Origin of the sequence: Pseudomonas sp. Xaverov 259, from assembly GCF_019352915.1 — a bacterium.
Classification (GTDB): Bacteria; Pseudomonadota; Gammaproteobacteria; order Pseudomonadales; family Pseudomonadaceae; genus Aquipseudomonas.
Genome location: NZ_JAAAFV010000005.1, coordinates 112,949 through 138,262 on the forward strand (window position 1 = coordinate 112,949; position 25,314 = coordinate 138,262).

A 25,314-nucleotide genomic window follows, 5' to 3' on the forward strand; every position below is an offset into this window, starting at 1 on the left:
GAATCTCGCGGCTGGAAAAGTCAGCGCTCAACCACGCGGCAGGAACACATCGGCCAGCAGTTGATTGCGCGGCAACCCCGCCAGGAACAGGCGTTTGGAAAACGCTTCGACATTGGCGGGGTGCCCGCAGAGTAAGGCCAGAGTTTGCCGCGAAACAAGCCGCAGTTGCGCCAATGCCTGGGCCGACTCAGCCGCCGTCCACAGCTCCACAGTCAGGTTCGCGTGCTGCGCAGCCAATTGCGCCAAGGGTTCGGCCAGATAATGCCCATCGGCATCATGGGCCAGGTGAATCACGCGGATGGCGCCTTGGTGATCCTGCCGTAGCGCCTCGCGCAGCACGCCCCATAACGGCCCGAGGCCGGTGCCCGACGCCAGCAGCCAAAGTGGCCGCGACTGCCAGTCAGGATCGTATTGCAGTGCCCCACCGCGTAATTCGCCGAGGCGCAGGCTGTCGCCCACCTGTAGCTGCCGGGCAATATCGCTGAATTCGCCCGGCTGGCGGCAATCGAGGTGAAACTCCAGAAACGGGTCTTCCTGGGGCAAGCTGGCCAACGAATACGGGCGCGCTACTTGCCCTGCCCACAGCACCAGATGTTGCCCGGCGCGATAGCGCAGGCCACGTTCGGGTTGCAGACGCAGGCGCAGTACATCGGCGTTCAACCAGTCGACACCCACCACTTGCGCGGGCAAACCATCGTGCAGTGGGTCGAATGCTTCAACCTGTAAATCTGCGACAACCTCACACTGACAGGCCAGACGCCAACCGTCCTGACGCTGCGCCGGGCTCAGGGCATCAGGCTGCTTATCACCCACCTCACCACGGCAACGCACCAGGCACGCATGGCAACTGCCCGCCCGGCAACTGTAAGGCACGGCCACACCCGCCTGGTTCAAGGCATCCAGCAGGTTGCTGCCGGTGGCTACCGACCAGTGGCGTTCGCCGACGTGCAGTTCAGGCATATAAAGGCTCAATCAGAAGGGACCCGCACAGGGAATCATGCCTGCGACAGTTTGACCATAGTCGGGTGTATCGGCCACCGCGTCGGGTTATACTGCCGCGCCTTTTTAGCGTCGCGCCTGCACCATTGGCGTGCCTTGGAAAGGTGGTTTCAGCCGACCGATGCAACACTGAAGCCACCTTTATTGAATGTTCCCTTATAGAGGAGCGCGACTCATGACCGTGATCAAGCAAGACGACCTGATTCAGAGCGTTGCCGACGCCCTGCAATTCATTTCCTATTACCACCCCGTTGATTTCATCCAGGCCATGCACGAAGCCTACCTGCGCGAAGAATCGCCGGCAGCCCGTGACTCCATCGCCCAGATCCTGATCAACTCGCGCATGTGCGCCACCGGCCATCGCCCGATCTGCCAGGACACCGGTATCGTCACCGTGTTCGTGCGCGTAGGCATGGACGTGCGTTGGGACGGCGCGACCATGAGTCTGGACGACATGATCAACCAGGGCGTGCGCCAGGCTTACAACCTGCCGGAAAACGTCCTGCGGGCCTCCATCCTGGCCGACCCGGCAGGCAGCCGTAAAAACACCAAGGACAACACCCCGGCTGTGATCCACTACTCCATCGTCCCGGGTAACACCGTGGAAGTGGACGTGGCAGCCAAGGGCGGCGGTTCCGAGAACAAGTCGAAAATGGCCATGCTCAACCCGTCCGACTCGATCGTCGACTGGGTGCTCAAGACCGTTCCGACCATGGGCGCCGGCTGGTGCCCTCCGGGCATGCTCGGCATCGGCATTGGCGGCACCGCCGAGAAAGCGGCGGTAATGGCCAAGGAAGTGTTGATGGAATCCATCGACATCCACGAGCTGAAAAAGCGCGGCCCGCAGAACCGTATCGAAGAAATGCGTCTGGAGCTGTTCGAGAAGGTCAACCAACTGGGCATCGGCGCCCAGGGCCTGGGTGGCCTGACCACCGTGCTCGACGTGAAAATCATGGACTACCCGACCCACGCAGCCTCGCTGCCGGTGTGCATGATCCCCAACTGCGCCGCCACCCGTCACGCACACTTTGTGCTCGACGGTTCAGGCCCGGCGTCGCTGGAAGCACCATCGCTGGACGCTTACCCGGAAATCGTCTGGGAAGCCGGCCCGTCGGCCCGCCGCGTCAACCTCGACACCCTGACCCCGGAAGAAGTACAAAGCTGGAAGCCTGGCGAAACCGTGTTGCTCAACGGCAAGATGCTCACCGGCCGCGACGCTGCGCACAAGCGCATGGTCGAGATGCTCAACAAGGGCGAAACCCTGCCGGTGGACCTCAAGGGTCGCTTTATCTACTACGTCGGCCCGGTTGATCCGGTGCGCGAAGAAGTGGTTGGCCCGGCTGGCCCGACCACGGCCACGCGGATGGACAAATTCACCCGTCAGATCCTCGAGCAAACCGGCCTGTTGGGCATGATCGGCAAATCCGAGCGCGGCCCTACTGCGATCGAAGCGATCAAGGACCACAAGGCCGTGTACCTGATGGCCGTGGGCGGTGCTGCTTACCTGGTGGCGCAAGCCATCAAGAAGTCGCGCGTGGTCGCGTTTGCCGAATTGGGCATGGAAGCGATCTACGAGTTCGACGTCAAAGACATGCCGGTCACCGTTGCGGTGGACAGCAAGGGCGAATCCGTACACATCACCGGTCCTGCCATCTGGCAGAAAAAGATCAGTGAAAGCCTGGCGGTAGAAGTGCAGTAAGCGCTTCCCCGCAAGGAAAAAGGCGACTGCGGCCCCACGGCCCAGTCGCTTTTTTTATTGTGTACGCGGTCATGTGGGAGCTGGCTTGCCTGCGATGGCCGCACCGCGGTTTGTCAGTTACACCGAGGTGAAACCATCGCAGGCAAGCCAGCTCCCACAGAAATTCCACTTGCCACAAGTTTGCGGCCGCTCATGCTATGGTGCTTGCCCCTTACCGCGCCTGTTCATCACCGTATGATCGTGATCCCACGCCCTCTGCGCCTGACTTTCTACTCGCTGTTGATCATCGCCGGCGCCGTGCTGGCCGCTGCCTTGGCCACCCGCCATGCCGAACGCCAGGCCTTGGTGGATGATGCCGCTCGCGCCAATCAGCAACTGGCGCTGTATGCCAATTCCTTGCACACCCTGATCGAACGTTACCGCGCCCTGCCCGCCGTACTGGCGCTGGATTCGGAAATGATCAGCGCCCTCAAAGCCCCGCTGGACACCGCCACCCAGGACCTGCTCAACCGCAAGCTGGAACGCATCAACGGCGCCGCACAGTCTTCCACCCTCGAACTGATGGACCGTAACGGCCTGGCCGTGGCCGCCAGCAACTGGAACCTGCCCAGCAGTTATGTCGGGCACAACTACGCGTTTCGCCCCTATTTCAGCCAGACCTTGAGCCAGGGCACCGGGCGTTTTTATGCGGTGGGGGTGACCACCGGTATTCCGGGTTATTTCCTCTCCAGCGCCGTGGTCGATGAGCACGAACAGTTCCTCGGCGCCATGGTGGTGAAGCTGGAGTTCCCCGAACTTGAGCGCGAATGGGCTCAGGGCAACGACCTGCTACTGGTCAGCGATGCGCGGGGCATCGTGTTTATTGCCAATCAGCCAGGCTGGCGTTATCGCAACTTGCGCCCTTTGTCGGCCAGTGACCTTGCCGAACTCAAGGCGACTCGCCAATACGACAAGAAACAGCTGCAGCCGCTGGGCACGCAGACGCTGCAGCGCTTTGACGAAAACAGCCACCTGATGCGTGTCAACGGCCCCGACGGCAACGCCAATTACATCTGGGAGTCCCTGCCGCTCAAGGCCGAGGGCTGGACCTTGCACCTGCTGCGCAAACCGCAGTTCGCCTTTGAAGATCAACGTAATGCCGGCCTTGCCGCCGCCGGTTCATGGCTGGCGCTGGTGTTCCTGGTGCTGTTCCTGAACCAACGCTGGCGCCTGGCCCGTTTGCGCCAGCGCAGCCGCGAAGAGCTGGAACAGCTTGTCGAAGAACGCACCCAGGCGCTGCGCACCGCTCAGGATGGCCTGGTGCAGTCGGCCAAGCTGGCGGCGTTGGGCCAAATGTCCGCCGCTCTCGCCCATGAAATCAATCAGCCGCTGACCACCCAACGCATGCAATTGGCGACCTTGCGCCTGCTGCTCGATCACGGCCGCGTGGACGATGCCTATAAAGCGCTCACCCCGCTGGACGACATGCTCACGCGCATGGCGGCGCTCACCGGCCACCTTAAAACCTTCGCCCGCAAGAGCCCCAGCGGCCTGCGTGAACGGCTGGACTTGGCCACGGTGGTCGACCAATCCTTGCACCTGCTCGACGCCCGCCTGCGCGACGAAGCCATTGGTGTGGTGCTGGACCTGAGCCGCCCCGCCTGGGTACGCGGTGACGCGATCCGCCTGGAACAAGTGCTGATCAACCTGCTACGCAATGCGCTGGACGCCATGGCCGACAAACCGCGTAAACGCCTGGAAATCCGCCTGCACGCCGACCAGCAACTGTGGCAACTGACCGTCAGCGACAGCGGTGGCGGGATTGCCGAAGCCCATTTGAACAACGTGTTCGATCCCTTCTTCACCACCAAGCCTGTGGGCGACGGGCTTGGCTTGGGGTTGGCCGTGTCCTATGCCATCGTGCATGAACTGGGCGGGCGCCTGCTCGCCGGCAACCGTGGCGACGGCGCGGTATTTACCCTGACTTTGCCTATCGCGCTGGAGACGCCCGACCTATGTTGAACGCGGTGATTGTGGTGGATGACGAGGCGAGTATTCGCACCGCCGTCGAGCAATGGTTGAGCCTGTCGGGGTTTGCGGTGCAGCTGTTCAGCCGCGCCGAAGAATGCCTGGCGCAACTGCCCAAGGATTTTCCCGGGGTGATCTTGAGCGATGTGCGCATGCCCGGCCTCAGCGGCCTGGAGCTGCTGGCCGAAGTGCAGCGGCGCGACGCCGACTTGCCGGTGATCTTGCTCACCGGGCATGGCGACGTGCCGATGGCCGTGGAAGCCATGCGCGACGGTGCCTACGACTTTCTGGAAAAGCCCTTCAGCCCGGACGCACTGCTCAACAGCCTGCGCCGCGCCTTGGACAAACGCGGGCTGATCCTGGAAAACCGTCGCCTGCATCAACAGGCCGACCATCGAGCGCAGTTGGAATCGAGCCTGCTCGGCGTGTCGCGTGGTTTACAGACCCTGCGCCGCCAGGTGCTGGACCTGGCCAGCTTGCCGGTCAATGTGCTGATTCGTGGCGAAACCGGCAGTGGCAAGGAATTGGTCGCCCGCTGCCTGCATGATTTTGGCCCACGGGCCAAAAAGCCCTTTGTCGCGCTCAACTGCGCGGCGATCCCCGAGCAGCTGTTTGAAGCCGAGCTGTTTGGCCACGAAAGCGGCGCGTTCACCGGCGCCCAAGGCAAACGCATCGGCAAGCTGGAATATGCCCACGGCGGCACGCTGTTCCTGGATGAAATCGAAAGCATGCCGCTGGCCCAGCAAGTCAAACTGTTGCGGGTATTGCAGGAACAGAAGCTGGAGCGCCTGGGTTCCAACCAAAGTATCCATGTGGACTTGCGCATCATTGCCGCCACCAAGCCCGACTTGCTCGAAGAGGCCCGCGCCGGGCGTTTTCGCGAAGACCTGGCTTACCGTTTGAACGTCGCGCAACTGCGCCTGCCGCCGTTGCGCGAGCGTCGTGAAGATATTCCGCTATTGTTCGACCACTTTGCCCAAAGTGCTGGCGAGCGCCTGGGCCGCAGCGTCGAACCGTTGAGCGGCGCGCAACTGGGGCGCCTGCTCAGCCATGACTGGCCGGGCAATGTGCGCGAGCTGGCCAACGTCGCCGAGCGCCAGGTGTTGGGCCTGGGTGAACCGGAGCCGGAAGGCATCGAGGCCGGGCAATCCCTGGCGGCGCAGCAGGAAGCTTTCGAAGCGCATTGCCTCAAGGCTGCGTTGACGCGGCACAAAGGCGATATCAAGGCGGTGCTGGCCGAACTGCAACTGCCGCGTCGCACCTTGAATGAAAAGATGCAGCGGCATGGGTTGGTGCGGGATACTTTCCTCTAACAAGCTCGTTCCCACGCTCTGCGTGGGAACGTCTCTTGTGACGCTCCGCGTCACGACCTGACGAGCGGACGCGGAGCGTCCCGTGCTGCGTTCCCACGCAGAGCGCGGGAACGATCAAGCAGAGCGTGGGAACGATCAATCAAGCCATAAGCGGTTTTCCGCTCATCACCCAAGAATCATCAGCGACTTTCCGCTCAAAAAAATCTTGTAACCCTTCTATTCCGGGCCTTTATCTGTTTGGCACAGCTCCTGCTATAGCCCCAACCAGGCTGCGTTCGTGCGGCTTCATAAAAACAACTAGATGAAGGATCCTTCAATGGATAACTCCAACGCCCTGCCTCTGGGGTCGGCGGCTGTGCCGGCTAAAGAGCGCACCACTTCCAGCCGCATCAAATCGATCTTCAGTGGCTCCGTCGGCAATATGGTCGAGTGGTACGACTGGTACGTCTACGCCGCTTTCTCGCTGTACTTCGCCAAGACCTTCTTCCCCGCCGGCGACTCCACCGCACAGTTGATGAACACCGCTGCCATCTTTGCCGTGGGCTTTATCATGCGCCCGATCGGTGGCTGGCTGATGGGCCTGTATGCCGACTACAAAGGGCGCAAGGCTGCGCTGATGTTCTCGGTATTGCTGATGTGCTTTGGCTCGCTGCTGATCGCGCTGACGCCGGGCTACGACACCATCGGTATCGGCGCGCCGATCCTGCTGGTGTTCGCACGTTTGCTGCAGGGCCTGTCGGTCGGTGGCGAGTACGGCACCTCGGCCACTTACCTGAGTGAGATGGCGACCAAGGAGCGTCGCGGCTTCTTCTCCAGCTTCCAGTACGTGACCCTGATCTCCGGCCAGCTCATCGCGCTGGCGGTATTGATCGTGCTGCAACAAACCCTGACCACCGAGCAGCTGTATGCCTGGGGCTGGCGCATCCCGTTCGCCATCGGCGCCCTGTGCGCGGTGGTCGCGTTGTTCCTGCGTCGCGGCATGGAAGAAACCGAGTCGTTCACCAAGAAGGAAAAAGCCAAGGAAAGCGCAATGCGCACCTTGATGCGTCATCCCAAGGAAGTGATGACCGTGGTCGGCCTGACCATGGGCGGCACCCTGGCCTTCTACACCTACACCACCTACATGCAGAAATACCTGGTGAACACGGTCGGCATGAGCATCTCCGACTCCACCACCATTTCGGCGGCCACACTGTTCCTGTTCATGTGCCTGCAACCGCTGGTTGGCGGCCTGTCGGACAAGGTTGGTCGCCGGCCGATCCTGATCGCCTTCGGCATCCTCGGCACGCTGTTCACCGTGCCGATCCTCACCACCCTGCACACCGTCCAAAGCTGGTGGGGTGCGTTCTTCCTGATCATGGCGGCGCTGATCATCGTCAGTGGCTATACCTCGATCAACGCGGTGGTGAAAGCCGAGCTTTTCCCCACCGAGATCCGTGCGCTGGGCGTGGGCTTGCCGTATGCGCTGACCGTATCGATCTTCGGCGGCACGGCTGAAGTGATTGCGCTGTGGTTCAAGAACATCGGCATGGAGACGGGTTACTACTGGTATGTGACCGCGTGTATCGCGGTGTCGCTGGTGGTTTACGTGACCATGAAAGACACGCGTAAACACTCGCGCATCACCACGGACTAAAAGTTTGGCGCGGTAAAAAAATGTGGGAGCTGGCTTGCCTGCGATTACGGTTTATCAGTCTTGGATTCATTGACTGACACACCGCCATCGCGGGCAAGCCCGCTCCCACATTTGGTTTTCGTTGATTGCATAATTGCGTGCAAAATGACGCCTCTCTAACTCCGTAGCAGGAACCCTGGGCCATGTCCGACGATATCCATTTCTACGAACCCGCCAACGGCCACGGCCTGCCCCATGATCCGTTCAATGCCATTGTCGGGCCACGGCCGATTGGCTGGATTTCGTCACACGACGGCGAGGGTCGCCTGAACCTGGCGCCCTACAGTTTCTTTAACGCGTTCAACTACATTCCGCCGATCATTGGGTTTTCCAGTGTCGGGCGCAAAGACAGCCTGAACAACATCGAACAGACCGGCGAGTTTGTCTGGAACCTGGCAACCCGCCCGCTGGCCGAGCAGATGAACCAGAGTTGCGCGGCTGTTTCGCCGGACGTGAATGAATTCGAGTTGGCCGGCCTGACACCGGTGGCCTCAAAAATCGTCGCGGTGCCACGGGTGGGCGAAAGCCCGGTGTCGTTTGAATGCAAGGTGACGCAGATCATTCAGCTGCAGCGTGCTGATAAAGAACTGGTGCCGAGCTGGCTGGTGCTCGGTGAGGTCGTTGCCGTGCACATTGCCAAGTGGCTGCTCAAGGATGGGGTTTACGACACGGCGGCCGCTGAGCCGATTTTGCGCGGCGGTGGCCCGGCGGATTACTTCCAGCTGGGGCCGGAGGCGTTGTTCAAGATGTATCGCCCGCGCTGATTGGAATACTTGCCCAACAAACACAACAGAACCCTGTGGGAGCCGGGCTTGCCCGCGATGAGGGCGTGACAGCCAACTCATCAGGTGGCTGACACACCGCTATCGCGGGCAAGCCCGGCTCCCACATTTGATTTTTGATGAGCGATATAAAGTGTTCGGCTTCAGTTTGCGGCTGTTGCCCAAGCCAACTGACCTTCCTCGTCCACATCAACCAAACATTCAAGTTGCAGCGTCGCTGCATCGTCGGCGTCGGAGGCGGTCTTGAACTTCTGGCCATCCAGGATCTTGTGAAACTGCGGGGCGCCCATGCCATCGAGTGCCTTGACGGCGACGGCAGCGCTGTAGCCCCCTTCACCCGGTACTACGGCGGAAACGGCTTCGTGGTGGGCAAATTGTTTACGTGCCATGTTGCAGGTCCTGGCCAATGGAAAGTCAGCCATTCTAACCGCTAACCGGCCAGTTGCAGGTACTCACCGTAGGCGTGTGCGGCGGATGCGTCGGTGAAGGTCTGGAAGTCCATGCTGCGCACTACCATGTCGTTCAACAGCTCAGTAAAGATCATCAAGGCAGGGGAACTGAAGTAGGCGCTCATCGCCTGCTCGCTGCTCCAGAAGCCCGAGACCAGCCATACATCGGGGTCGATCTGGGAATGCTGCAACGAGAATTGCAGGCAACCCTGAGCCTGACGGCCCGGTTCGATCAAACTGCTCAAGCGTGCACCGAGTTCGGTGCTGCACCCGGTACGGGCACGGATAAAGGCCATATGGCTCGCGGGAATGGGGGTGGACATGTTCGACTCTCCCGTTGAGAAGTGATGCTCGGCAAGCACTGTGAGGGCGTGTTGCCACAGGATCAAAGATAGCGGCGCGAAGGTGGGCGCAGTTAGTCGATTCCTGCAGGCTTATTGCACAATCCTGCGAGAAGCGTAGATAAGACGTCTGGCCCCCAGGATTTATTCCATGCGCATACTCCGTGTTTCAGGCAGATGACAGGCCCTGCACTTGCCTGATTCAGGCCCTGTCGCAGGATCAGGCAAGGATTGTGCAGAATCGACGTAACACTTTTTGAAAAGCCGCCGCTAAGCTTGGCCCACCCACGCAGTCAGTAGAGGACGCCTTATGTCGTCGCCCGAAACCAAGCCAATGCCCCTCGATGCCGAGATGGAAAAACAACGCGCCGAGCTGGCCAGCATTGTTCACCGTCATACCTGGGAAGATGGCTCCTACGGCACGGCAATTACCTCGCTGTATCTGAACCGCCACAACACGCCCCGCGATTTCATGCCGGTGCTGGTCGAACCCGCCTTGTGCATCCTGGCCAGCGGCAGCAAGGAAGTGCGCCTGGCCGACGAAATCTTTGCCTACGACCCGCTTAATTATCTGGTGTTCTCGGTGGCGATGCCGGTCGCCGGGCGGATCATTGACGCCACGCCGCAAGACCCCAACCTGTCGGTGCGCATCAACATCGACCCGGCCCAGCTCACCGCGCTGATCGCCGAGGCGGGCCCGATGGGCGTGCCCTCGCGGCCGACATCGCGTGGCATGTACGTTGACCGCATCGACAATCAACTGCTGGACGCCGTGCTGCGCCTGGCGCGCCTGCTGGACACACCCAAAGACATCGCCATGCTCGCGCCGCTCATCAATCGCGAAATTCTCTATCGATTGTTACGTGGCCCGCAGGGTTATCGGTTGTATGAAATCGCCGTGGCCAACAGTCAGAGCCATCGCGTGAGCCAGGCCATCAAATGGTTGAATGGCAACTTCGAACAACCGCTGCGCATTGACGACCTGGCCAAGGAAGTGAACCTCAGTGTTTCGACCTTGCACCATCGCTTCAAGGCAATTACGGCGATGAGTCCGCTGCAATACCAGAAGCAACTGCGCCTGCAGGAAGCGCGGCGATTGATGATTGCCGAAGGGCTGGAAGCGTCGGCAGCGGGGTATCGGGTGGGTTATGAGAGCCCGTCGCAGTTCAGCCGGGAATACAGCCGGTTGTTCGGGGCACCGCCGCTGCGGGATCTGGCCCGGCTGCGCCAGAGTATCTGACTCAACCGAGATCAAAATGTGGGAGCGGGCTTGTGTGGGAGCTGGCTTGCCTGCGATAGCATCACCGCGGTCTAACTGAAAGAACAGGGTGCCTGCATCGCAGGCAAGCCAGCTCCCACATTAGTCCAGAGTTCGAGGCAACTGGAGGGTCACCCGCAAACCCCCTTCGCGCAAATTCTGCAAACTCACTTCCCCACCATGGCTGTGGGCAATGTTGCGCGCGATGCCCAGGCCCAAGCCATAACCCTGCTGCTGGCCGGCGAGGCGAAAGTGCGGCTCGAAGACCTGTTCCAAACGCTGCTCCGGTACGCCCGGGCCTTCGTCATCCACATGCAGGATGAACTCCACGCCATCGTCCTCGATATGCAAATGCGCGTTCTGCCCGTATTTCAAGGCGTTGTCGATCAGGTTGCCGATGCAGCGCTTGAGCGCCAGCGGTTTGCCCGGATAGGGGGTCAGCGCCCGGCCGTGCTGAGTGATGCGGCCGTTACCGTTCGGCGCCAGGTACGGCTCCACCAGGCAGTCGAGCACGTGATTGAGGTCGACCGGCTCGATGTTCTCGTGGATGTCGGTGTCTTTGACGCATTGCAGCGCGCCCTTGACCAGCAATTCCAACTCATCCAGGTCGCGGCCGAATTTGGCTTGCAGGTTTTCGTCTTCGAGCAACTCCACGCGCAGGCGCAGGCGCGTGATCGGCGTGCGTAAATCGTGGGAAATCGCGCTGAACAGTTGGCTGCGCTCGGTGAGGTAGCGGCTGATACGTTCGCGCATGGCATTAAATGCACGGCCGACCTCCACCACTTCACTGCCGCCGCCTTCGGCCACCGGCTCTACATCGGCGCCCAAGGACATGTCCCGCGCTGCGCGGGCCAGGCGCTTGAGCGGCCGGCTTTGCCAGTGCACCAACAGGCCGATAAACAGCAACAGGAAACCGCTGGTCAGCACGATAAACCACACTTGCTGCGACGGCAGGCCTTGCTCTTCCAAACTGGTGTAGGGCTCGGGCAGCAGCGAGGCGATGTACAACCATTCGCCGGGTGCCAGCTGGATCTGTGTGACCAGCACCGGCGGGTTCACCGGCTCCAGGGTCAGGGCGTAATGCGCCCAGGAACGCGGCAGCTCATCGAGCTTGAGGCCCGCGTTGAAAATACGCAGGTCTTCGGCACTGACGAATTCCACCGAGATAAGCACGTCGCTGCCCAGGGTCTGGCGCAGCACTTCGTCCACAGCCTGCAGCACCGCTTGCTTGCGCGGGGTTTGCGGCAAAATCTGCATGTCCAGTGGGCGGTCGTTGAGGGTTACCACAAAACGCGTGCCGCCCATGCTGCGCAGTTGGTCGAGCACCAACGGGCGATAGGCAACCGGCAGCGAACGGAAATAACTCACGCTGGCCGTCATCGAATGCGCCAGGCTGCGCGCGCTGGTCACCAGGCCTTCGAGCTGGGTGGCGCGCAACTGCGAAACCCAGATCACGCTGGACAGCGCCTGGGCAAACAGCACCACCAGCAAGGTCAGCAGTAACATGCGCCCCAGCAGTGAGCGCGGCACCGGAAAGCGCCGGCGGCGCTCGGTCAGCGGCTCAGTGGGCATTGCCGGCAACCACGCTGGCTGCCAGTTGATAACCGCTGCCACGCACCGTGCGGATCAGCCTTGGAGGTTTTTCGGTATCGCGCAGGCGTTGGCGCAGCCGGCTCACCGCCATGTCGACGATACGGTCCAGCGGCATCAGGTCGCGGCCACGGGTGGCGTTGCCGATGGTGTCGCGGTCGAGAATCTGTTGGGGGTGATCGAGAAACAGCTTGAGCAAGGCAAAGTCGGCGCCGGAGAGAATCACCTCTTCGCCGTCCACATGAAACAGGCGATGGCTGATCATGTCCAGGCGCCATTCATCGAACACCAGAACGTCGCCGCCGCCCGTGCGCTCCTGGCCAAACTGGGCGCGGCGCAGCAAGGCTTTGATCCGCGCTTGCAGCTCGCGGGGGCTGAAGGGCTTGCCGATATAGTCGTCGGCGCCCAGCTCCAGGCCGATCACGCGGTCGGCTTCGTCGGAACTGGCGGTGAGCATGATGATCGGCACCTGCGCCTGGCGCGGGTGCTGGCGAATCCAGCGGCAGAGGCTGAAACCGTCTTCGTCCGGCAACATCACATCAAGGATAACCAGGTCGCATGGCGCCTCGTTCATCGCCTGACGGAACCCCGCGCCATCCGGCACGCCACGCACCTGGAAGCCGGCGCGACTGAGGTAGGTCTGCAGCAATTCGCGGATTTCCTGGTCGTCGTCGACGAGGAGAATCGATTTACTGATTACGCTCACGGGGTCCTCCTTGTTGTTATGGCCAAGCTTAAGTCATTTGTTGCCCCTGAGGCCGCTTTCGCGAGCAAGCCCGCTCCCACATTTGACCGGGTTTCAACTTTGGAATGCAGTCGAATGTGGGAGCGGGCTTGCTCGCGAAGGGGCCATCAGCCCCTACGCAAAAGCCTGTTCAAGCGCTACACCGGCCCCGGTCAACCCGGAATACGGCGCCGTCACCAACCACACAGGAATGCCTTTGAAGTAGTCGCTCATGCAGCCCTTGTCGCTGAAACTTTTGGCAAAACCACTGTTGATAAAGAAGTCGGCAAACCGTGGAATCACCCCGCCCACGATGTACACACCACCACGCCCACCGGTGGTCAGCACGTTGTTACCGGCCACACGGCCCAGCCAGATACTGAACTGGTTCAACACGTCCATGGCCACCGGGTCGCCGGCCAGGCCCGCTGCCGTAATGGCTTCGGGCGTGTCCAGCACCGGCGTGTGCCCGTCGACCGCACAAATGGCGCGGTACACACGGGGCAGGCCGCCGCCGCTCAAAGCGGTCTCGGCGCTGACGTGGCCAATCTCGCTGTAGATGTGCTGCCACAACTGGGTTTCACGCGGGCTGCTCAGCGGCAGGTCGACATGGCCGCCCTCCCCCGGCAGCGCCGCATAACGGCCTTCGCCCAAGTCCAGCAAGGTGCCCACGCCCAGGCCAGTGCCCGGGCCGATCACCACGGCGGGGCGCAACGGCTCCGGCGTGCCTTGGCAGACCACGCGAAACTCATCGGGTTTGAGCCGCGTCATGCCCAGGGCCATGGCCGTGAAGTCATTGACCAGCAGCAACTCATCGACCTGCAAGGTTTTGCAAAACGCAGTTTTGCTCAGCCGCCAGTGATTGTTGGTGAATTTAAATTCATCGCCACTCACCGGCCCGGCCACCGACAGGCACACCGCGCCGATGTCCCCGATTTCCAGGCCTTCTTCCTTGAGGTAAACCTTGATGGCTTCCTCAGGGCTGTGGTGATCCGCGGTGGCGTGCACGCGGATCGAATGCAGTTCCTGATCCCGCCACAACGCAAAACGGGCGTTGGTACCACCGATGTCACCGACCAGCGCAAGCTTCACTTAAGCGTCTCCAAGGCAGAGGTAAAGGCGCTGGCGCCCTGCTCTGCGGAGCTTGCGGCCAAGCGCATAAATGCAAACAGCTCGCGACCGGCCCCCACGTTGTTGCCCAACAGGCCCGTGGCAGGCGTGCGCGCTGCAAATTCTTCGGCGTCCACCTTAAGCTCCAAGGTGCCTTTTACGCCATCGACGCGAATGATATCGCCATCTTTGACCCGCGCCAGCGGCCCGCCGCTCTGGGCTTCGGGGTTGACGTGAATCGCGGCGGGGATCTTACCCGAGGCGCCGGACATACGCCCGTCTGTTACCAACGCGACTTTAAAGCCACGGTCCTGCAACACGCCGAGGAACGGCGTCATCTTGTGCAGTTCGGGCATGCCGTTGGAGCGCGGCCCCTGGAAGCGCATCACCGCGACAAAGTCTTTTTCCAGCTGGCCGGCCTTGAACGCATCGGCCAAATCCTGCTGATCCTGGAACACCACCGCCGGTGCTTCGACGATCTGATGCTCAGGCGCCACCGCCGAGACCTTCATCACGCCACGGCCGAGGTTGCCTTCCATCACGCGCAAGCCGCCTTCGGGCGAGAATGCACGGGCTACGGGGCGCAGGATGGTTTCGTCGAGGCTTTCGATCGGGCCGTCGCGCCAGATCAGTTCGCCGTCGACCAGGAACGGTTCCTGGGTGTAGCGGCTCAGGCCCTTGCCCGCCACGGTGTTCACATCCTCATGAAGCAAGCCGGCTTCGAGCAGTTCGCGGATGAGGAACGACATGCCGCCCGCTGCCTGGAAGTGGTTGATGTCGGCCTTGCCGTTTGGATACACGTGGGACAGGGTCGGCACCACTTCGGAGAGGTCGGCCATGTCCTGCCAGGTGAGGATGATGCCCGCCGACATGGCGATGGCCGGCATGTGCAGGGTGTGGTTGGTGGAACCCCCGGTCGCATTGAGGGCGACGATGGAGTTGACGATGGACTTCTCGTCGACGATTTCGCCAATCGGCGTGAAGTCGCCGCTGGCCTTGGTCAGGCGCGTGACCTGATGCGCGGCTTCACGGGTCAGCGCATCGCGCAGCGGCGTGTACGGGTTGACGAACGAAGCGCCCGGCAGGTGCAGGCCCATCACTTCCATCAGCAACTGGTTGGTATTGGCGGTGCCGTAGAAGGTGCAGGTGCCGGGGCTGTGGTAGGACTTCATCTCCGATTCCAGCAGCTCTTCGCGGCTGGCCTTGCCTTCGGCGTAACGCTGGCGCACGTCGGCTTTCTGCTTGTTGGAGATGCCCGACGGCATAGGGCCGCCCGGTACGAAGATCATCGGTAGATGGCCGTAGCGCAACGCGCCCATCATCAGGCCCGGCACGATTTTGTCGCAGATGCCCAGCATCAGCGCGGCGTCGAACATGTTGTGGGACAGCGCTACCGCCGTCGACATGGCAATCACTTCGCGGCTCAGCAGGCTCAGCTCCATGCCAGGCTCGCCTTGGGTCACGCCGTCGCACATGGCGGGCGTGCCACCGGCGAACTGGCCGACCGAGCCGACTTCGCGCAGGGCTTTCTTGATTTGTTCAGGGAAATGTTCGTACGGCTGGTGCGCCGAGAGCATGTCGTTATATGAGGAAACAATTGCCACGTTGGCGGCATTCATCATGCGCAGACTATTTTTATCTTCAGTGCCGCAGCCGGCCACGCCGTGGGCAAAGTTGGCGCATTGCAGCTTACCGCGCATCGGGCCGTCGCTGGCCGCGCCGCGAATGAGCGCAAGGTAAGCCTCGCGGGTTGCACGACTGCGGGCGATAAGCCGTTCGGTGACCTCAATAACGCGGGGATGCATGTGTAGAACTCCAGGCTAACGGATGTGGCGACCTGAGTGTCTATGCTGATCAAACGCCCGCAGCTCATGGGATGGCAGGGTGTCGTTTGCATCATCGGACCAGTTGATTCAGGTCACTCGTTGTAGATTGAACAAAATATTGCCACTAAAAAGGCTTGTTTTCTATTTTTATGCGAATAATCTTGTAATTCTTACAACAAATCGACGACAGGCACTTTCCAATGACTCTTCGTATCGCAATCAATGGTTTTGGCCGTATCGGCCGTAATGTCCTGCGCGCACTGTATACCCAAGGCTATCGCCAGGATTTGCAGATCGTCGCCATCAATGATCTGGGCGACAGCTCGATCAATGCCCACCTGCTCAAATACGACACCGTGCATGGCACTTTCGAAGCAGAGGTCGCCCACGATCAGGAAAGCCTGACCGTCAATGGTGACCGGATCGCCGTCAGTGCCATTCGCAACCCGGCCGACTTGCCATGGGCTGCGCACAAGATCGATGTGGTGTTCGAATGCACCGGTCTGTTCACCGACCGCGACAAGGCGGCCGCCCATATTACCGCCGGTGCGCGCAAGGTGATCATCTCGGCCCCGGCCAAAGGCGCCGACGCCACCGTGGTTTACGGGGTAAACCATGACATTTTGCGTCAATCCCACCAGATCATCTCCAACGCTTCATGCACCACCAACTGCCTGGCGCCTGTGGCTCAGGTGCTGCACCGCGAACTGGGCATCGAAAGCGGCCTGATGACCACCATTCACGCCTACACCAATGACCAGAACCTGACCGACGTGTACCACACCGACCCGTACCGCGCGCGTTCGGCCACCCAGAACATGATCCCGAGCAAGACCGGCGCCGCCGAAGCGGTCGGCCTGGTACTGCCGGAACTGGCGGGCAAGCTGACCGGCATGGCCGTGCGTGTGCCGGTAATCAACGTGTCGTTGGTGGACCTCACCGTGACACTGAAAAAAGAGGCCACGGCCGAGCAGGTCAATGCGCTGCTCAAAGACGCCAGCCAGCACTCGAAAATCCTCGGCTACAACACGCTGCCGCTGGTTTCGAGTGACTTTAACCACAACCCGCTGTCGTCGATTTTCGATGCCAATCACACCAAGGTCAGTGGCAAGTTGCTCAAAGTGCTGGCGTGGTACGACAACGAGTGGGGCTTCTCCAACCGTATGCTGGATAACTGCCTGGCGCTCTGCAACGCCGAGTAATTTCCCGGATCCCAGATCGTTCCCACGCTCTGCGTGGGAATGCTGCCTCGGACGCTCCGCGTCCCGCTGCATAAGTGGCGACGCGGAGCGTCACAGGATGCATTCCCACGCGGAGCGTGGGAACGAGCAGCCAGGAGTCGACGCAGCATCTCAAAGTGCCACTTGCCATTTGAGTTGATGATAAGCATTATCATTAACTGCAAACCGGTCTGGTATCACTGTGAGCCAATCTCGCTTCAACCAAGTCTTTCTCACCCAACGGGTGATTCTGCTACGCACTCTGCAGCGGATGGTGAATAACCACAGCACCGCCGAGGACCTGTTGCAGGAAACCTACCTGCGCGTCACGCGGGCGCTCAGCGAGCGGCCCATCGACCACCTCGAACCCTTCGTCTACCAAACCGCGCGCAATCTGGCGCTGGACCACCTGCGCTCGCGGCGCATCCAGGCCCGCACACTGCAAGAAGACGTGCCATTGGACGTGCTGCAGAGCGTCGTCGCGCCGATCAGCACGCCTGAAGACGCCACCCAGGCCGAGCAATTGCTCGAACACCTGAGCGTCAGCCTTGGCCAGTTGAGTGCCCGCCAGCAGCAGATTTTCATCCTCAGCCGGCTGCATGGCTGCAGCTACCAGGAGATCGCCGATCAGTTGCAGGTGTCCTTGAGCACGGTGCAAAAGGAACTGAAATTGATCATGGCTATCTGTGTAGGAGTGGCCGAACGGCTGGATCAGCCTTAAGCTTCACCCGACAGAAGTGTCGACACTGCCTGCAGGAACGATGAATAGAACGTGGCGAAGACCCGAGGAACACCGTGACGGACCCGAATAAACTGCGCCCCCATGAGCTGGCTCATGAGGTGCTGCAAGACACGGCCATGGACCAAGCCCTCGATTGGCTGATCGCCTTGCAATGCCCGCAACCCGGGCAACAAGCCGAGTTCGATGCGTGGCTTGCCAGCGACCCGGCGCACCTGCTCGCCTTCAGCAAGGCCCAGGCCGCCTGGGGCGGCGCGCCGGTACACAGCGCCGCCGTGGCCCTGGCAGTGCCGCGCAAACCCAGCGCGTGGCGGCGTATCAAGCCGCATTGGAAACCCCTGGCTACCGCCGCTGTGCTGCTGATCGGCCTGTTCAGCTTCAGCAACCTGCCGGTGCGCCTGCAAGCGGACCACCTCACCGTCGTCGGTGAACGTCAGCGCCTGCAATTGGATGACGGCTCAAAAGTGTTGCTCAACACCAACTCGGCGTTTTCCAGCAGTATCAAGGACCACCAGCGCGTCGCCCGACTGTTCCAGGGCGAAGCTTTTTTTGAAGTGGCGCCCAGCCGTGGCCTGCCGCTGGAGATTGACGCCGGTCCCGTACGCGCCAGCGTGCGCGACACCGACTTCGCCGTGCGCTACCTCAATGGCGAAGCCCAGGTGCAGGTGCAGCGCGGCGACGTCGACTTGAGCAACACCTTCGACGATGCACGCGTGCGCCTGAGCGCCGGTGAGAGTATCCGCATCGGCCCCAAAGGCTTCGGCCAACCGGCAAAGCTGGATGCCAGTAAAGACTTGGCGTGGGTGCAGGGTCGCCTGGTATTCGAAAACTGCCCTATGAGCGAAGTGCTCGCCGAGTTGCGTCGCTATTACCCCGGTTGGATCGTCAACACCAACGACAAGCTTGCAAGCGTTGCCGTCACTGGCAATTACCGCCTCGACCAACCGCTGGATGTGGTGCGCTCGCTGGCACACATCACCTCGGCCAAGCTCTCGGAATACCCGGCGCTGGTCATCTTGAACTAAATGAGAATTATTTTTACTCGATAATCACCGGTGGTTCGTCTCGTTATAGCCAATGCAACTGATTCCTATTTGATTCGGTTCGCAACTATAAGATTCGTATCCCCGGAGCGCTCTCGATGTCCTCTCGTTTCAACCGCCGGTCCTCATCGCCCGTCCTGTCGCTGCTAACCGCCGCCATCCTGCTGGCCAGCGCGCCGGTGATGGCCGCGACTGCCGCCGAACCTGCCGCGCGCAGCCACGGCAATTACAGCTTCAGTATCGAACAGCAGCCATTGGTGTCGGCGTTGAATGCCTTTACCAGCGTGACCGGCTGGCAAGTCGGCCTGCCGGCAGAACTGGGCCAGGGTGTGTCGTCCCCCGGCGTGAGCGGCGCACTCTCGCCGGAAAAAGCCCTGGACCGGCTGTTGCTGGGCACCAACCTGAGCTACCGCAAGTTGGGCAATAACAACATCGTGCTGGAAAAGCGCCCGGCCGGCAGCACGCTCAACCTGCAACAGGTGACCATCAGCGCCACCCGCAGTGAGCAGGACGTCAACAGCGTGCCAAGCACCGTCACTGTGCATGCGCGTGAAGAGCTGGACCGCCAGAACGTCAACACCATCCGTGAACTGGTGCGTTACGAGCCCAACGTGTCGGTCGGCGGCGCAGGTACCCGCGCCAGCAACGCCGGCTACAACATCCGTGGCATCGACGGCGACCGCATCCTCACTCAGGTGGACGGCGTGGAAGTGCCGGACAACTTCTTCAACGGCCCTTACGCCAAGACCCGCCGCAACTACGTCGACCCGGAAATCGTCAAGCGCGTGGAGATCCTGCGCGGCCCGGCTTCTGCCCTGTACGGCAGCAGCGCCATCGGCGGCGCGGTGAGCTACTTCACCCTCGACCCGGACGACATCATCAAGCCCGGCCAGGACGTCGGCGCCCGCCTCAAAACCGGCTACAGCTCCGCCGACGACAGCTGGCTGACCTCCGGCACCGTCGCCGGCCGCGTGCAGGACTTCGACGGTTTGCTGCATCTGAGCCAGCGCAATGGCCATGAAATGGAGTCCTACGACGGCAACAACGCCACCGGCCTGGCCCGCACCGGCGCCAACCCGGAAGATGCGCGCACCACCAATATCCTGGCCAAAATGGGCTGGAATTATGGCGATGACAATCGGCTGGGATTGACCTACGAGAAGTTCAAGGATGATCGCGACGTCAATCTGAAGAACGCTGTGGGCGGCCCCTTCGTCGGCGGGCGCGGCTTTAATTTCTACCGTGGGCGTTCGGGTAACGACACCATCACCCGTGAGCGCTTCGGCATCGAAAACCGCTTCGCCCTCGACTCGCCGATTGCCGATCAGATCAAGACCAGCCTCAACTACCAGATCGCCAAAACCGACCAAAGCACCGCTGAAATCTACCAGCCATCGCGCCGCGTCATGCGCACCCGTGACACCCTCTATGAAGAAAAACAGTGGGTCTTCGACGCCCAGCTGGACAAGGCGTTCAGCCTCGGTGAAACCGATCACCAGGTCACCTACGGCACCACCCTCAAGCAGCAGAAAGTCAGCGGCTCACGCGAAGGCTCGGCCTACTGCCTCGCCGTCGGCTCAGGCTGCACGGCGATCGGCGCGCCCAGCCCGTCTGCCGGCGACAGCGTGAAGAAGTCCAGCGACTTCCCGGACCCGACCATCAACACCTACTCGCTGTTCGCCCAGGACCAGATCACCTGGGACAAATGGACCTTCCTGCCTGCCGTGCGTTATGACTACACCCGGCTCAAGCCCAAGCTGACCCAGGAATTCCTCAACACCGTGAACCCGACCGGCGCCTACCCGGTCAGTGACAAAGAAAAAACCTGGCACCGCGTAACGCCAAAATTCGGCCTGACCTATGCGCTGACCGATCAGTACACCTGGTTCGGCCAATACGCCGAAGGCTTCCGCACCCCGTCGGCCAAGGCGCTTTATGGCCGCTTTGAAAACCTCAACCTGGGCTACACGGTCGAACCAAACCCGAACCTCAAGCCGGAAACCAGCAAGGGCATCGAGACCGGGATTCGTGGCCAGTTTGATGAAGGCTCCTTCGACATCGCGGTGTTCTACAACAAGTACCGCGACTTTATCGACGAAGACGCCTCGGTCGCCGGCGGCGATATCCAAACCTTCGAAGCCAACAACATCAAGCACGCCACCATCAAGGGGATTGAGGCCAAAGGCCGCCTGAACCTCGACGCGTTCGGTGCGCCGCAGGGCCTCTACACCCAAGGTTCGGTGGGCTACACCTACGGCCGCAACGACGACAACGGCGAGCCGCTCAACAGCGTCAACCCGCTTAAGGGCGTATTCGGCCTGGGCTACGAGCAAGAGCAATACGGCGCGCTGGTCAGCTGGACGCTGGTGAAGAAACAGAACCGTGTCGACAGCACCACCTTCCACGCACCGGACGGCAGCACCAGCGCTCCGTTCAAGACCCCAGGCTTTGGCATCGTCGACCTCACCGGTTTCTACAAAGTCACCAACGACGTGACCATCAACGGCGGCCTCTACAACCTCACCGACAAGAAGTACTGGAACTGGGATGACGTGCGCAGCTACGACGGCGTCGGCGAAGCCGGCGTGACCGCGCCCGCCAACCTCGACCGCCTGACCCAGCCGGGTCGCAACTTCGCGATCAACCTGATCTGGGACATCTGACCGCCGCTCTCACCTCGCCGCCCTTTATCAGCGGCGAGGTGAGGTTTTTTTACTGTGCCGCGTCTTCTTGTTCGTCTAGTTGATAACAGCTCTCTTTAGAGCACCCAGGCGCTCCCCTTCTCAAGGATTTTTTCGATGACCGCTTCTCCTACCGCAGAACGCCCAAGCCTGCGCTCCCAGCGCCTGAACCAGATCACCCACTCGCCACACACCAAGCTCGACGCGCTGGTCAAAGCCCATGCGCCGTTTGAAACCCCAGCCAATTTCGCCCGTTTTGTGGTGGCGCAGTACCTGTTCCAGTCGGAACTGGTGGCGCTGTACAACGACCCCGAGCTGATCAAGATTGTCCCGGACCTGGCCGCACGCTGCCGTGCCGACGCCGCCAAGCTGGACCTGGCCGACCTGGAAACCGACGTGCCTGCACAGGTTGCCGGCGCCGTGAAAAACCCGAGCAAAGCCGAAGCCCTGGGCTGGTTGTTCGTATCCGAAGGCTCCAAGCTGGGCGCTGCGTTCCTGATCAAGCGCGCCGTGGGCCTGGGCCTGAGCGAAACCTTCGGTGCCCGTCACCTGGGCGAGCCGGCCGGTGGCCGCGCTGAAGGCTGGAAAAGCTTCACCCGCACCCTCGACGGCCTGGAATTCAGCGCTGAAGAAGAAGCGGCGGCGGAGAAAGGTGCAATCGATGCGTTTGTGCGCTTCACCGTGCTGCTGGAACAGGCGTACGCTAGCGCCCCTGAACTGGCGTAACACTTGAATTGAAATGCAATCAAATGTGGGAGCGGGCTTGCTCGCGAAAGCGGTCGTTCAGCTAATAAATTTATTGACTGACACACCGTATTCGCGAGCAAGCCCGCTCCCACATTTGGAACTCATTTCAAACTGATTTTTGTGATCACCCGACCCATGACCGGTAAAACCCAATCCACCTCAAAAATCGCCCAGCTGCTCTTCGGCCTGCTGGCCTACGTCAGCCTGGGCATTGGGTTGGTGGCGATTGTCATACCGGGTTTGCCCACCACCGAATTCATCCTGCTGGCCGCCTGGGCTGCGACTAAAAGCTCGCCGCGCCTAAGCGCCTGGCTGGAAAACCACCGGCTGTTCGGCCCTATTCTGTTCAACTGGCGCAATGGCAAGATCATCGCGCGCCGCGCCAAAGTCAGTGCCACCGTGAGCATGCTGCTGTGTGCCGTGCTGATGCTGGTGATGCTCGATCACGGCTGGCCGATCTACCTGGCGATTGCCGGGATGAGCCTGGGTAACCTGTGGATCTGGTCTCGTCCGGAACGGCTTGCAGCCCCCGTATAACGCGGCGCGTAGTCCTTTTCCTACCGCTCATCGCCTTTCCCTCATGAAACATCCAGTTACGCCGATGTTCCGGACATAGCGCCGAATGGACTTGGCTCGCCCTGCTTGCATTTCAACAAGTCCTATCGCGAGTGAACCTATGTTCGACACCCTCTCCATCCGCTTGAAAATCGTGCTGCTGTCGGGCCTTTGCCTCATAGGGGTGATCGCGCTGATTGTCGGCATCAACCTCTACGAGGCCGACCAGAACAACCACTTGGTCAGCGATTCAAGCTCGCGAATGCTCACCAACAGTGTGCAGAACCTGTTGCAGGCCAAGGCCGGGGAACAAGCCGTGCAACTGCAGAAAACCTTTGGCGAAAGCCTGGTAGTGATAACCGCGCTGGCCGATCACGTCAAAGACCTGCGTGCCCTCGCCAACAAGCGAGCGCTGGAACCCGGCGCATTGCGAGAAGAGCTCAACCAGAGTGTCAAAACCGCCTTTGAGCGCAACAGCAAGGTGCTGGGCATCTGGCTGTCATTCGAACCCAATGGCCTGGATGGCAAAGACAGCGACTTCGTCAACGACAAAACCCGCGTCTCCAATGAAAAAGGCCGTTTCTCCAGCTACTGGAGCCGCGCTGGCGGCGAAGGATTGAACACCGTGATGGTCGAGGATGACCTGACCAAAACCACCCTCAACCTCAGTGGCACGCCCTACAACATCTGGTACACCTGCCCACGGGACACGCGCACGGTGTGCCTGCTCGACCCGTATTCCGATGAAGTGGCTGGCAAGCAGGTGCTGATGACCACTATTTCGCTGCCGCTGATCGTCGACGGCAAAGTCATCGGTGTGGTCGGTATCGACCTGGCGCTCAATACGCTGCAGGCGATGACGGACGCGGCGCAAAAAGAACTGTTCGACGGCGCGGCGCACCTGGAGATTCTGTCCAGCACCGGCTTGATTGCAGCGTACAGCGGCCAGCCGGACAAAGTCGGCAAAAACCTGATCGACACCATCGGCGGGGAAGGCAAGGAAATCGTGCAACTGCTGGCCAACGATACACGCACGATCCGTGAGCAAGATGATACGATCCGCGCCGTGTACCCGGTCAAACCGATTGCTGACGCCAAGGCCTGGGGCATCGTGATCAAACTGCCCAAGAACGTGATGCTGGCCGACACCTTGAAACTGCAAGACGTGCTCGACAAAGCCCAGGCCTCGGGCACGCTCAAGGCCCTGCTGGTCGGCGCCGCCGCTGCCCTGCTCGGCCTGCTGCTGATCTGGCTGACCGCCACCGGCGTGACCCGCCCGATCAACACCGTGGCGGCGATGCTCAAAAACATCGCCAGCGGCGAAGGCGACCTCACCCAGCGCCTGGCCTACGCCAAGAAGGACGAACTGGGCGAGTTGGCGAACTGGTTCAACCGCTTCCTCGACAAGCTGCAACCGACCATTGCGCAGATCAAGCAGAGCATCACTGAAGCACGTGGCACGGCAGACCAGTCCTCAGCCATCGCCCGCCAGACCAGCGAAGGCATGCAGGTGCAGTTCCGCGAGATCGACCAGGTCGCCACCGCCTCCAACGAGATGAGCGCCACCGCCCATGATGTGGCCAACAGCGCCTCCAACGCTGCCAGCGCCGCACGCGGTGCAGACCAGTCGGCGCGTGACGGCATGTCGATCATTGAGCAGAGCACCCGCGACATCACCACCCTGGCCGAAGAAGTCAGCAAGGCCGTGACCGAAGTTGAAGCGCTGGCGGTCAACAGCGAACAGATCGGCTCGGTGCTGGAAGTGATCCGCAGCATTGCCGAGCAGACCAACCTGCTGGCGCTGAACGCCGCCATCGAAGCCGCACGCGCCGGCGAAAGCGGGCGCGGGTTTGCGGTGGTGGCCGACGAGGTGCGCAACCTGGCCAAACGGACTCAGGACTCGGTGGAGGAAATTCGCCTGGTGATCGAGCGCATCCAGAGCGGCACCCGTGGCGTGGTGGCGACCATGCATTCCAGCCAACAGCAGGCCCAGAGCAATGCCGGGCAGATCCATCAAGCGGTGCAGGCGCTGGGCAAGATCAGCGATGCGGTGACGGTGATCAGCGACATGAACCTGCAGATCGCCAGCGCCGCCGAACAACAGAGCGCCGTGGCCGAAGAGGTCAACCGCAACGTCTCGGCGATCCGCACCGTGACCGAAACCCTCACCGGCCAGGCCACCGAATCGGCGGCCATCAGCAGCCAACTGAATGCGCTGGCGACCCAGCAGATGAAGTTGATGGACCAGTTCAAGGTGTAGAAAACCATGCGATCCCTGTGGGAGCGGGCTTGCTCGCGAATACGGTGGGTCAGTTACAGATGAATTGACTGACCCACCGCATTCGCGAGCAAGCCCGCTCCCACATTTAGCCCGCGTTGCATCAGGTAGACAGGCTGTTGCTTTGCACTTGATCTGGCTTTTGATTCAACCACTCAGGTCGGCTTTCAGGCCGCCGTGCTGTAGATCTTGATCTTGATCTGAGGCGCCCCGTTAACCACGATGGCCGAACGCAGGCTTGAATCCGTGGGTAACCCGGCAGGACGCCGGGTTAGCCG

20 protein-coding genes are annotated in these 25,314 nt (G+C 61.1%); 13 read left to right on the plus strand and 7 right to left on the minus strand.

Going from position 1 to position 25,314, the window contains the following annotated elements:
- Nucleotides 1-27: 27 nt before the first annotated feature.
- Nucleotides 28-960: an iron-sulfur-binding ferredoxin reductase gene (locus tag K0H48_RS01170; RefSeq protein WP_219265986.1), complete on the minus strand. Its 933-nt coding sequence runs from the start codon at nucleotides 958-960 to the stop codon at nucleotides 28-30.
- A gap of 214 nt (nucleotides 961-1,174) precedes the next feature.
- On the opposite strand from K0H48_RS01170, the gene K0H48_RS01175 reads away from it, so the two are divergent.
- The 5 genes from K0H48_RS01175 to K0H48_RS01195 all read left to right on the plus strand — a co-directional run bounded on the left by K0H48_RS01175 (nucleotide 1,175) and on the right by K0H48_RS01195 (nucleotide 8,457).
- A complete protein-coding gene (locus tag K0H48_RS01175; RefSeq protein ID WP_138814020.1) occupies nucleotides 1,175-2,698 on the plus strand; it encodes a fumarate hydratase in 1,524 nt (507 codons plus the stop codon).
- Between the two features lie 234 nt (nucleotides 2,699-2,932).
- Nucleotides 2,933-4,699: an ATP-binding protein gene (locus tag K0H48_RS01180; protein WP_200433051.1), complete on the plus strand. Its 1,767-nt coding sequence runs from the start codon at nucleotides 2,933-2,935 to the stop codon at nucleotides 4,697-4,699.
- On the plus strand, nucleotides 4,693-6,018 hold the full coding sequence (locus K0H48_RS01185; protein ID WP_219265988.1) for a sigma-54 dependent transcriptional regulator: 1,326 nt from the start codon (nucleotides 4,693-4,695) through the stop codon (nucleotides 6,016-6,018). The genes K0H48_RS01180 and K0H48_RS01185 overlap by 7 nt, the downstream gene beginning before the upstream one ends.
- A 316-nt stretch (nucleotides 6,019-6,334) precedes the next feature.
- Nucleotides 6,335-7,654, plus strand: coding sequence for an MFS transporter (locus K0H48_RS01190; RefSeq protein WP_219265990.1), 1,320 nt, complete (start codon nucleotides 6,335-6,337; stop codon nucleotides 7,652-7,654).
- Between the two features lie 182 nt (nucleotides 7,655-7,836).
- Nucleotides 7,837-8,457 carry a flavin reductase family protein gene (locus K0H48_RS01195; RefSeq protein ID WP_219265992.1) on the plus strand — a complete coding sequence of 207 codons (621 nt, stop codon included), beginning with the start codon at nucleotides 7,837-7,839 and terminating at the stop codon, nucleotides 8,455-8,457.
- A 161-nt stretch (nucleotides 8,458-8,618) separates the two neighbouring features.
- Here the strand turns inward: K0H48_RS01195 and K0H48_RS01200 are convergent, their stop codons facing one another.
- Entirely contained in the window at nucleotides 8,619-8,897 is a 279-nt protein-coding gene (locus K0H48_RS01200; protein ID WP_219265994.1) for a hypothetical protein, read from the minus strand.
- 8 nt (nucleotides 8,898-8,905) lie between these two features.
- On the minus strand, nucleotides 8,906-9,247 hold the full coding sequence (locus K0H48_RS01205) for an antibiotic biosynthesis monooxygenase family protein (RefSeq protein ID WP_138814013.1): 342 nt from the start codon (nucleotides 9,245-9,247) through the stop codon (nucleotides 8,906-8,908).
- Nucleotides 9,248-9,575: 328 nt separating this feature from the next.
- On the opposite strand from K0H48_RS01205, the gene K0H48_RS01210 reads away from it, so the two are divergent.
- On the plus strand, nucleotides 9,576-10,505 hold the full coding sequence (locus tag K0H48_RS01210; protein ID WP_200433056.1) for an AraC family transcriptional regulator: 930 nt from the start codon (nucleotides 9,576-9,578) through the stop codon (nucleotides 10,503-10,505).
- 120 nt (nucleotides 10,506-10,625) lie between these two features.
- On the opposite strand, the gene K0H48_RS01215 is transcribed toward K0H48_RS01210, so the two are convergent.
- From K0H48_RS01215 to edd, 4 genes are all read right to left on the minus strand, one after another.
- Nucleotides 10,626-12,095 (minus strand): ATP-binding protein, encoded by a 1,470-nt coding sequence (locus K0H48_RS01215; RefSeq protein WP_056858658.1) that lies wholly within the window; start codon nucleotides 12,093-12,095, stop codon nucleotides 10,626-10,628.
- Nucleotides 12,085-12,819 (minus strand): response regulator, encoded by a 735-nt coding sequence (locus K0H48_RS01220; RefSeq protein ID WP_017139770.1) that lies wholly within the window; start codon nucleotides 12,817-12,819, stop codon nucleotides 12,085-12,087. The genes K0H48_RS01215 and K0H48_RS01220 overlap by 11 nt, the downstream gene beginning before the upstream one ends.
- Nucleotides 12,820-12,972: 153 nt before the next feature.
- Nucleotides 12,973-13,929 (minus strand): glucokinase, encoded by a 957-nt coding sequence (locus K0H48_RS01225; RefSeq protein WP_219266001.1) that lies wholly within the window; start codon nucleotides 13,927-13,929, stop codon nucleotides 12,973-12,975.
- On the minus strand, nucleotides 13,926-15,752 hold the full coding sequence (gene edd, locus K0H48_RS01230; protein ID WP_122527253.1) for a phosphogluconate dehydratase: 1,827 nt from the start codon (nucleotides 15,750-15,752) through the stop codon (nucleotides 13,926-13,928). Before edd ends, K0H48_RS01225 begins: the two co-directional genes overlap by 4 nt.
- A gap of 221 nt (nucleotides 15,753-15,973) precedes the next feature.
- On the opposite strand from edd, the gene gap reads away from it, so the two are divergent.
- From gap to K0H48_RS01265, 7 genes are all read left to right on the plus strand, one after another.
- Nucleotides 15,974-16,975 carry a type I glyceraldehyde-3-phosphate dehydrogenase gene (gene gap, locus K0H48_RS01235; protein ID WP_138814009.1) on the plus strand — a complete coding sequence of 334 codons (1,002 nt, stop codon included), beginning with the start codon at nucleotides 15,974-15,976 and terminating at the stop codon, nucleotides 16,973-16,975.
- Nucleotides 16,976-17,195: 220 nt separating this feature from the next.
- Nucleotides 17,196-17,714: an RNA polymerase sigma factor gene (locus tag K0H48_RS01240; RefSeq protein WP_200433061.1), complete on the plus strand. Its 519-nt coding sequence runs from the start codon at nucleotides 17,196-17,198 to the stop codon at nucleotides 17,712-17,714.
- Nucleotides 17,715-17,788: 74 nt separating this feature from the next.
- Nucleotides 17,789-18,757 (plus strand): FecR domain-containing protein, encoded by a 969-nt coding sequence (locus K0H48_RS01245; protein ID WP_200433062.1) that lies wholly within the window; start codon nucleotides 17,789-17,791, stop codon nucleotides 18,755-18,757.
- A 116-nt stretch (nucleotides 18,758-18,873) separates the two neighbouring features.
- Complete coding sequence (locus K0H48_RS01250) at nucleotides 18,874-21,438, plus strand: TonB-dependent receptor (RefSeq protein WP_219266003.1); 2,565 nt, start codon at nucleotides 18,874-18,876, stop codon at nucleotides 21,436-21,438.
- Nucleotides 21,439-21,573: 135 nt separating this feature from the next.
- A complete protein-coding gene (locus K0H48_RS01255; protein ID WP_219266012.1) occupies nucleotides 21,574-22,182 on the plus strand; it encodes a biliverdin-producing heme oxygenase in 609 nt (202 codons plus the stop codon).
- A 156-nt stretch (nucleotides 22,183-22,338) separates the two neighbouring features.
- A complete protein-coding gene (locus K0H48_RS01260) occupies nucleotides 22,339-22,740 on the plus strand; it encodes a YbaN family protein (protein WP_017139762.1) in 402 nt (133 codons plus the stop codon).
- Nucleotides 22,741-22,879: 139 nt separating this feature from the next.
- Nucleotides 22,880-25,018, plus strand: coding sequence for a methyl-accepting chemotaxis protein (locus K0H48_RS01265; RefSeq protein WP_219266014.1), 2,139 nt, complete (start codon nucleotides 22,880-22,882; stop codon nucleotides 25,016-25,018).
- Nucleotides 25,019-25,314: the final 296 nt, after the last annotated feature.

Excerpts from the sequence above, each read along its gene's own strand:
- K0H48_RS01210 (WP_200433056.1), top strand. The coding sequence starts at position 9,576 with ATGTCGTCGCCCGAAACCAAGCCAATGCCCCTCGATGCCGAGATGGAA.
- K0H48_RS01180 (WP_200433051.1), top strand. The coding sequence starts at position 2,933 with ATGATCGTGATCCCACGCCCTCTGCGCCTGACTTTCTACTCGCTGTTG.
- K0H48_RS01260 (WP_017139762.1), top strand. The coding sequence starts at position 22,339 with ATGACCGGTAAAACCCAATCCACCTCAAAAATCGCCCAGCTGCTCTTC.
- K0H48_RS01200 (WP_219265994.1), bottom strand. The coding sequence starts at position 8,897 with ATGGCTGACTTTCCATTGGCCAGGACCTGCAACATGGCACGTAAACAA.
- K0H48_RS01265 (WP_219266014.1), top strand. The coding sequence starts at position 22,880 with ATGTTCGACACCCTCTCCATCCGCTTGAAAATCGTGCTGCTGTCGGGC.
- gap (WP_138814009.1), top strand. The coding sequence starts at position 15,974 with ATGACTCTTCGTATCGCAATCAATGGTTTTGGCCGTATCGGCCGTAAT.
- K0H48_RS01255 (WP_219266012.1), top strand. The coding sequence starts at position 21,574 with ATGACCGCTTCTCCTACCGCAGAACGCCCAAGCCTGCGCTCCCAGCGC.
- K0H48_RS01170 (WP_219265986.1), bottom strand. The coding sequence starts at position 960 with ATGCCTGAACTGCACGTCGGCGAACGCCACTGGTCGGTAGCCACCGGC.
- K0H48_RS01190 (WP_219265990.1), top strand. The coding sequence starts at position 6,335 with ATGGATAACTCCAACGCCCTGCCTCTGGGGTCGGCGGCTGTGCCGGCT.
- K0H48_RS01215 (WP_056858658.1), bottom strand. The coding sequence starts at position 12,095 with ATGCCCACTGAGCCGCTGACCGAGCGCCGCCGGCGCTTTCCGGTGCCG.
- K0H48_RS01205 (WP_138814013.1), bottom strand. The coding sequence starts at position 9,247 with ATGTCCACCCCCATTCCCGCGAGCCATATGGCCTTTATCCGTGCCCGT.
- K0H48_RS01185 (WP_219265988.1), top strand. The coding sequence starts at position 4,693 with ATGTTGAACGCGGTGATTGTGGTGGATGACGAGGCGAGTATTCGCACC.
- K0H48_RS01195 (WP_219265992.1), top strand. The coding sequence starts at position 7,837 with ATGTCCGACGATATCCATTTCTACGAACCCGCCAACGGCCACGGCCTG.
- edd (WP_122527253.1), bottom strand. The coding sequence starts at position 15,752 with ATGCATCCCCGCGTTATTGAGGTCACCGAACGGCTTATCGCCCGCAGT.
- K0H48_RS01175 (WP_138814020.1), top strand. The coding sequence starts at position 1,175 with ATGACCGTGATCAAGCAAGACGACCTGATTCAGAGCGTTGCCGACGCC.
- K0H48_RS01250 (WP_219266003.1), top strand. The coding sequence starts at position 18,874 with ATGTCCTCTCGTTTCAACCGCCGGTCCTCATCGCCCGTCCTGTCGCTG.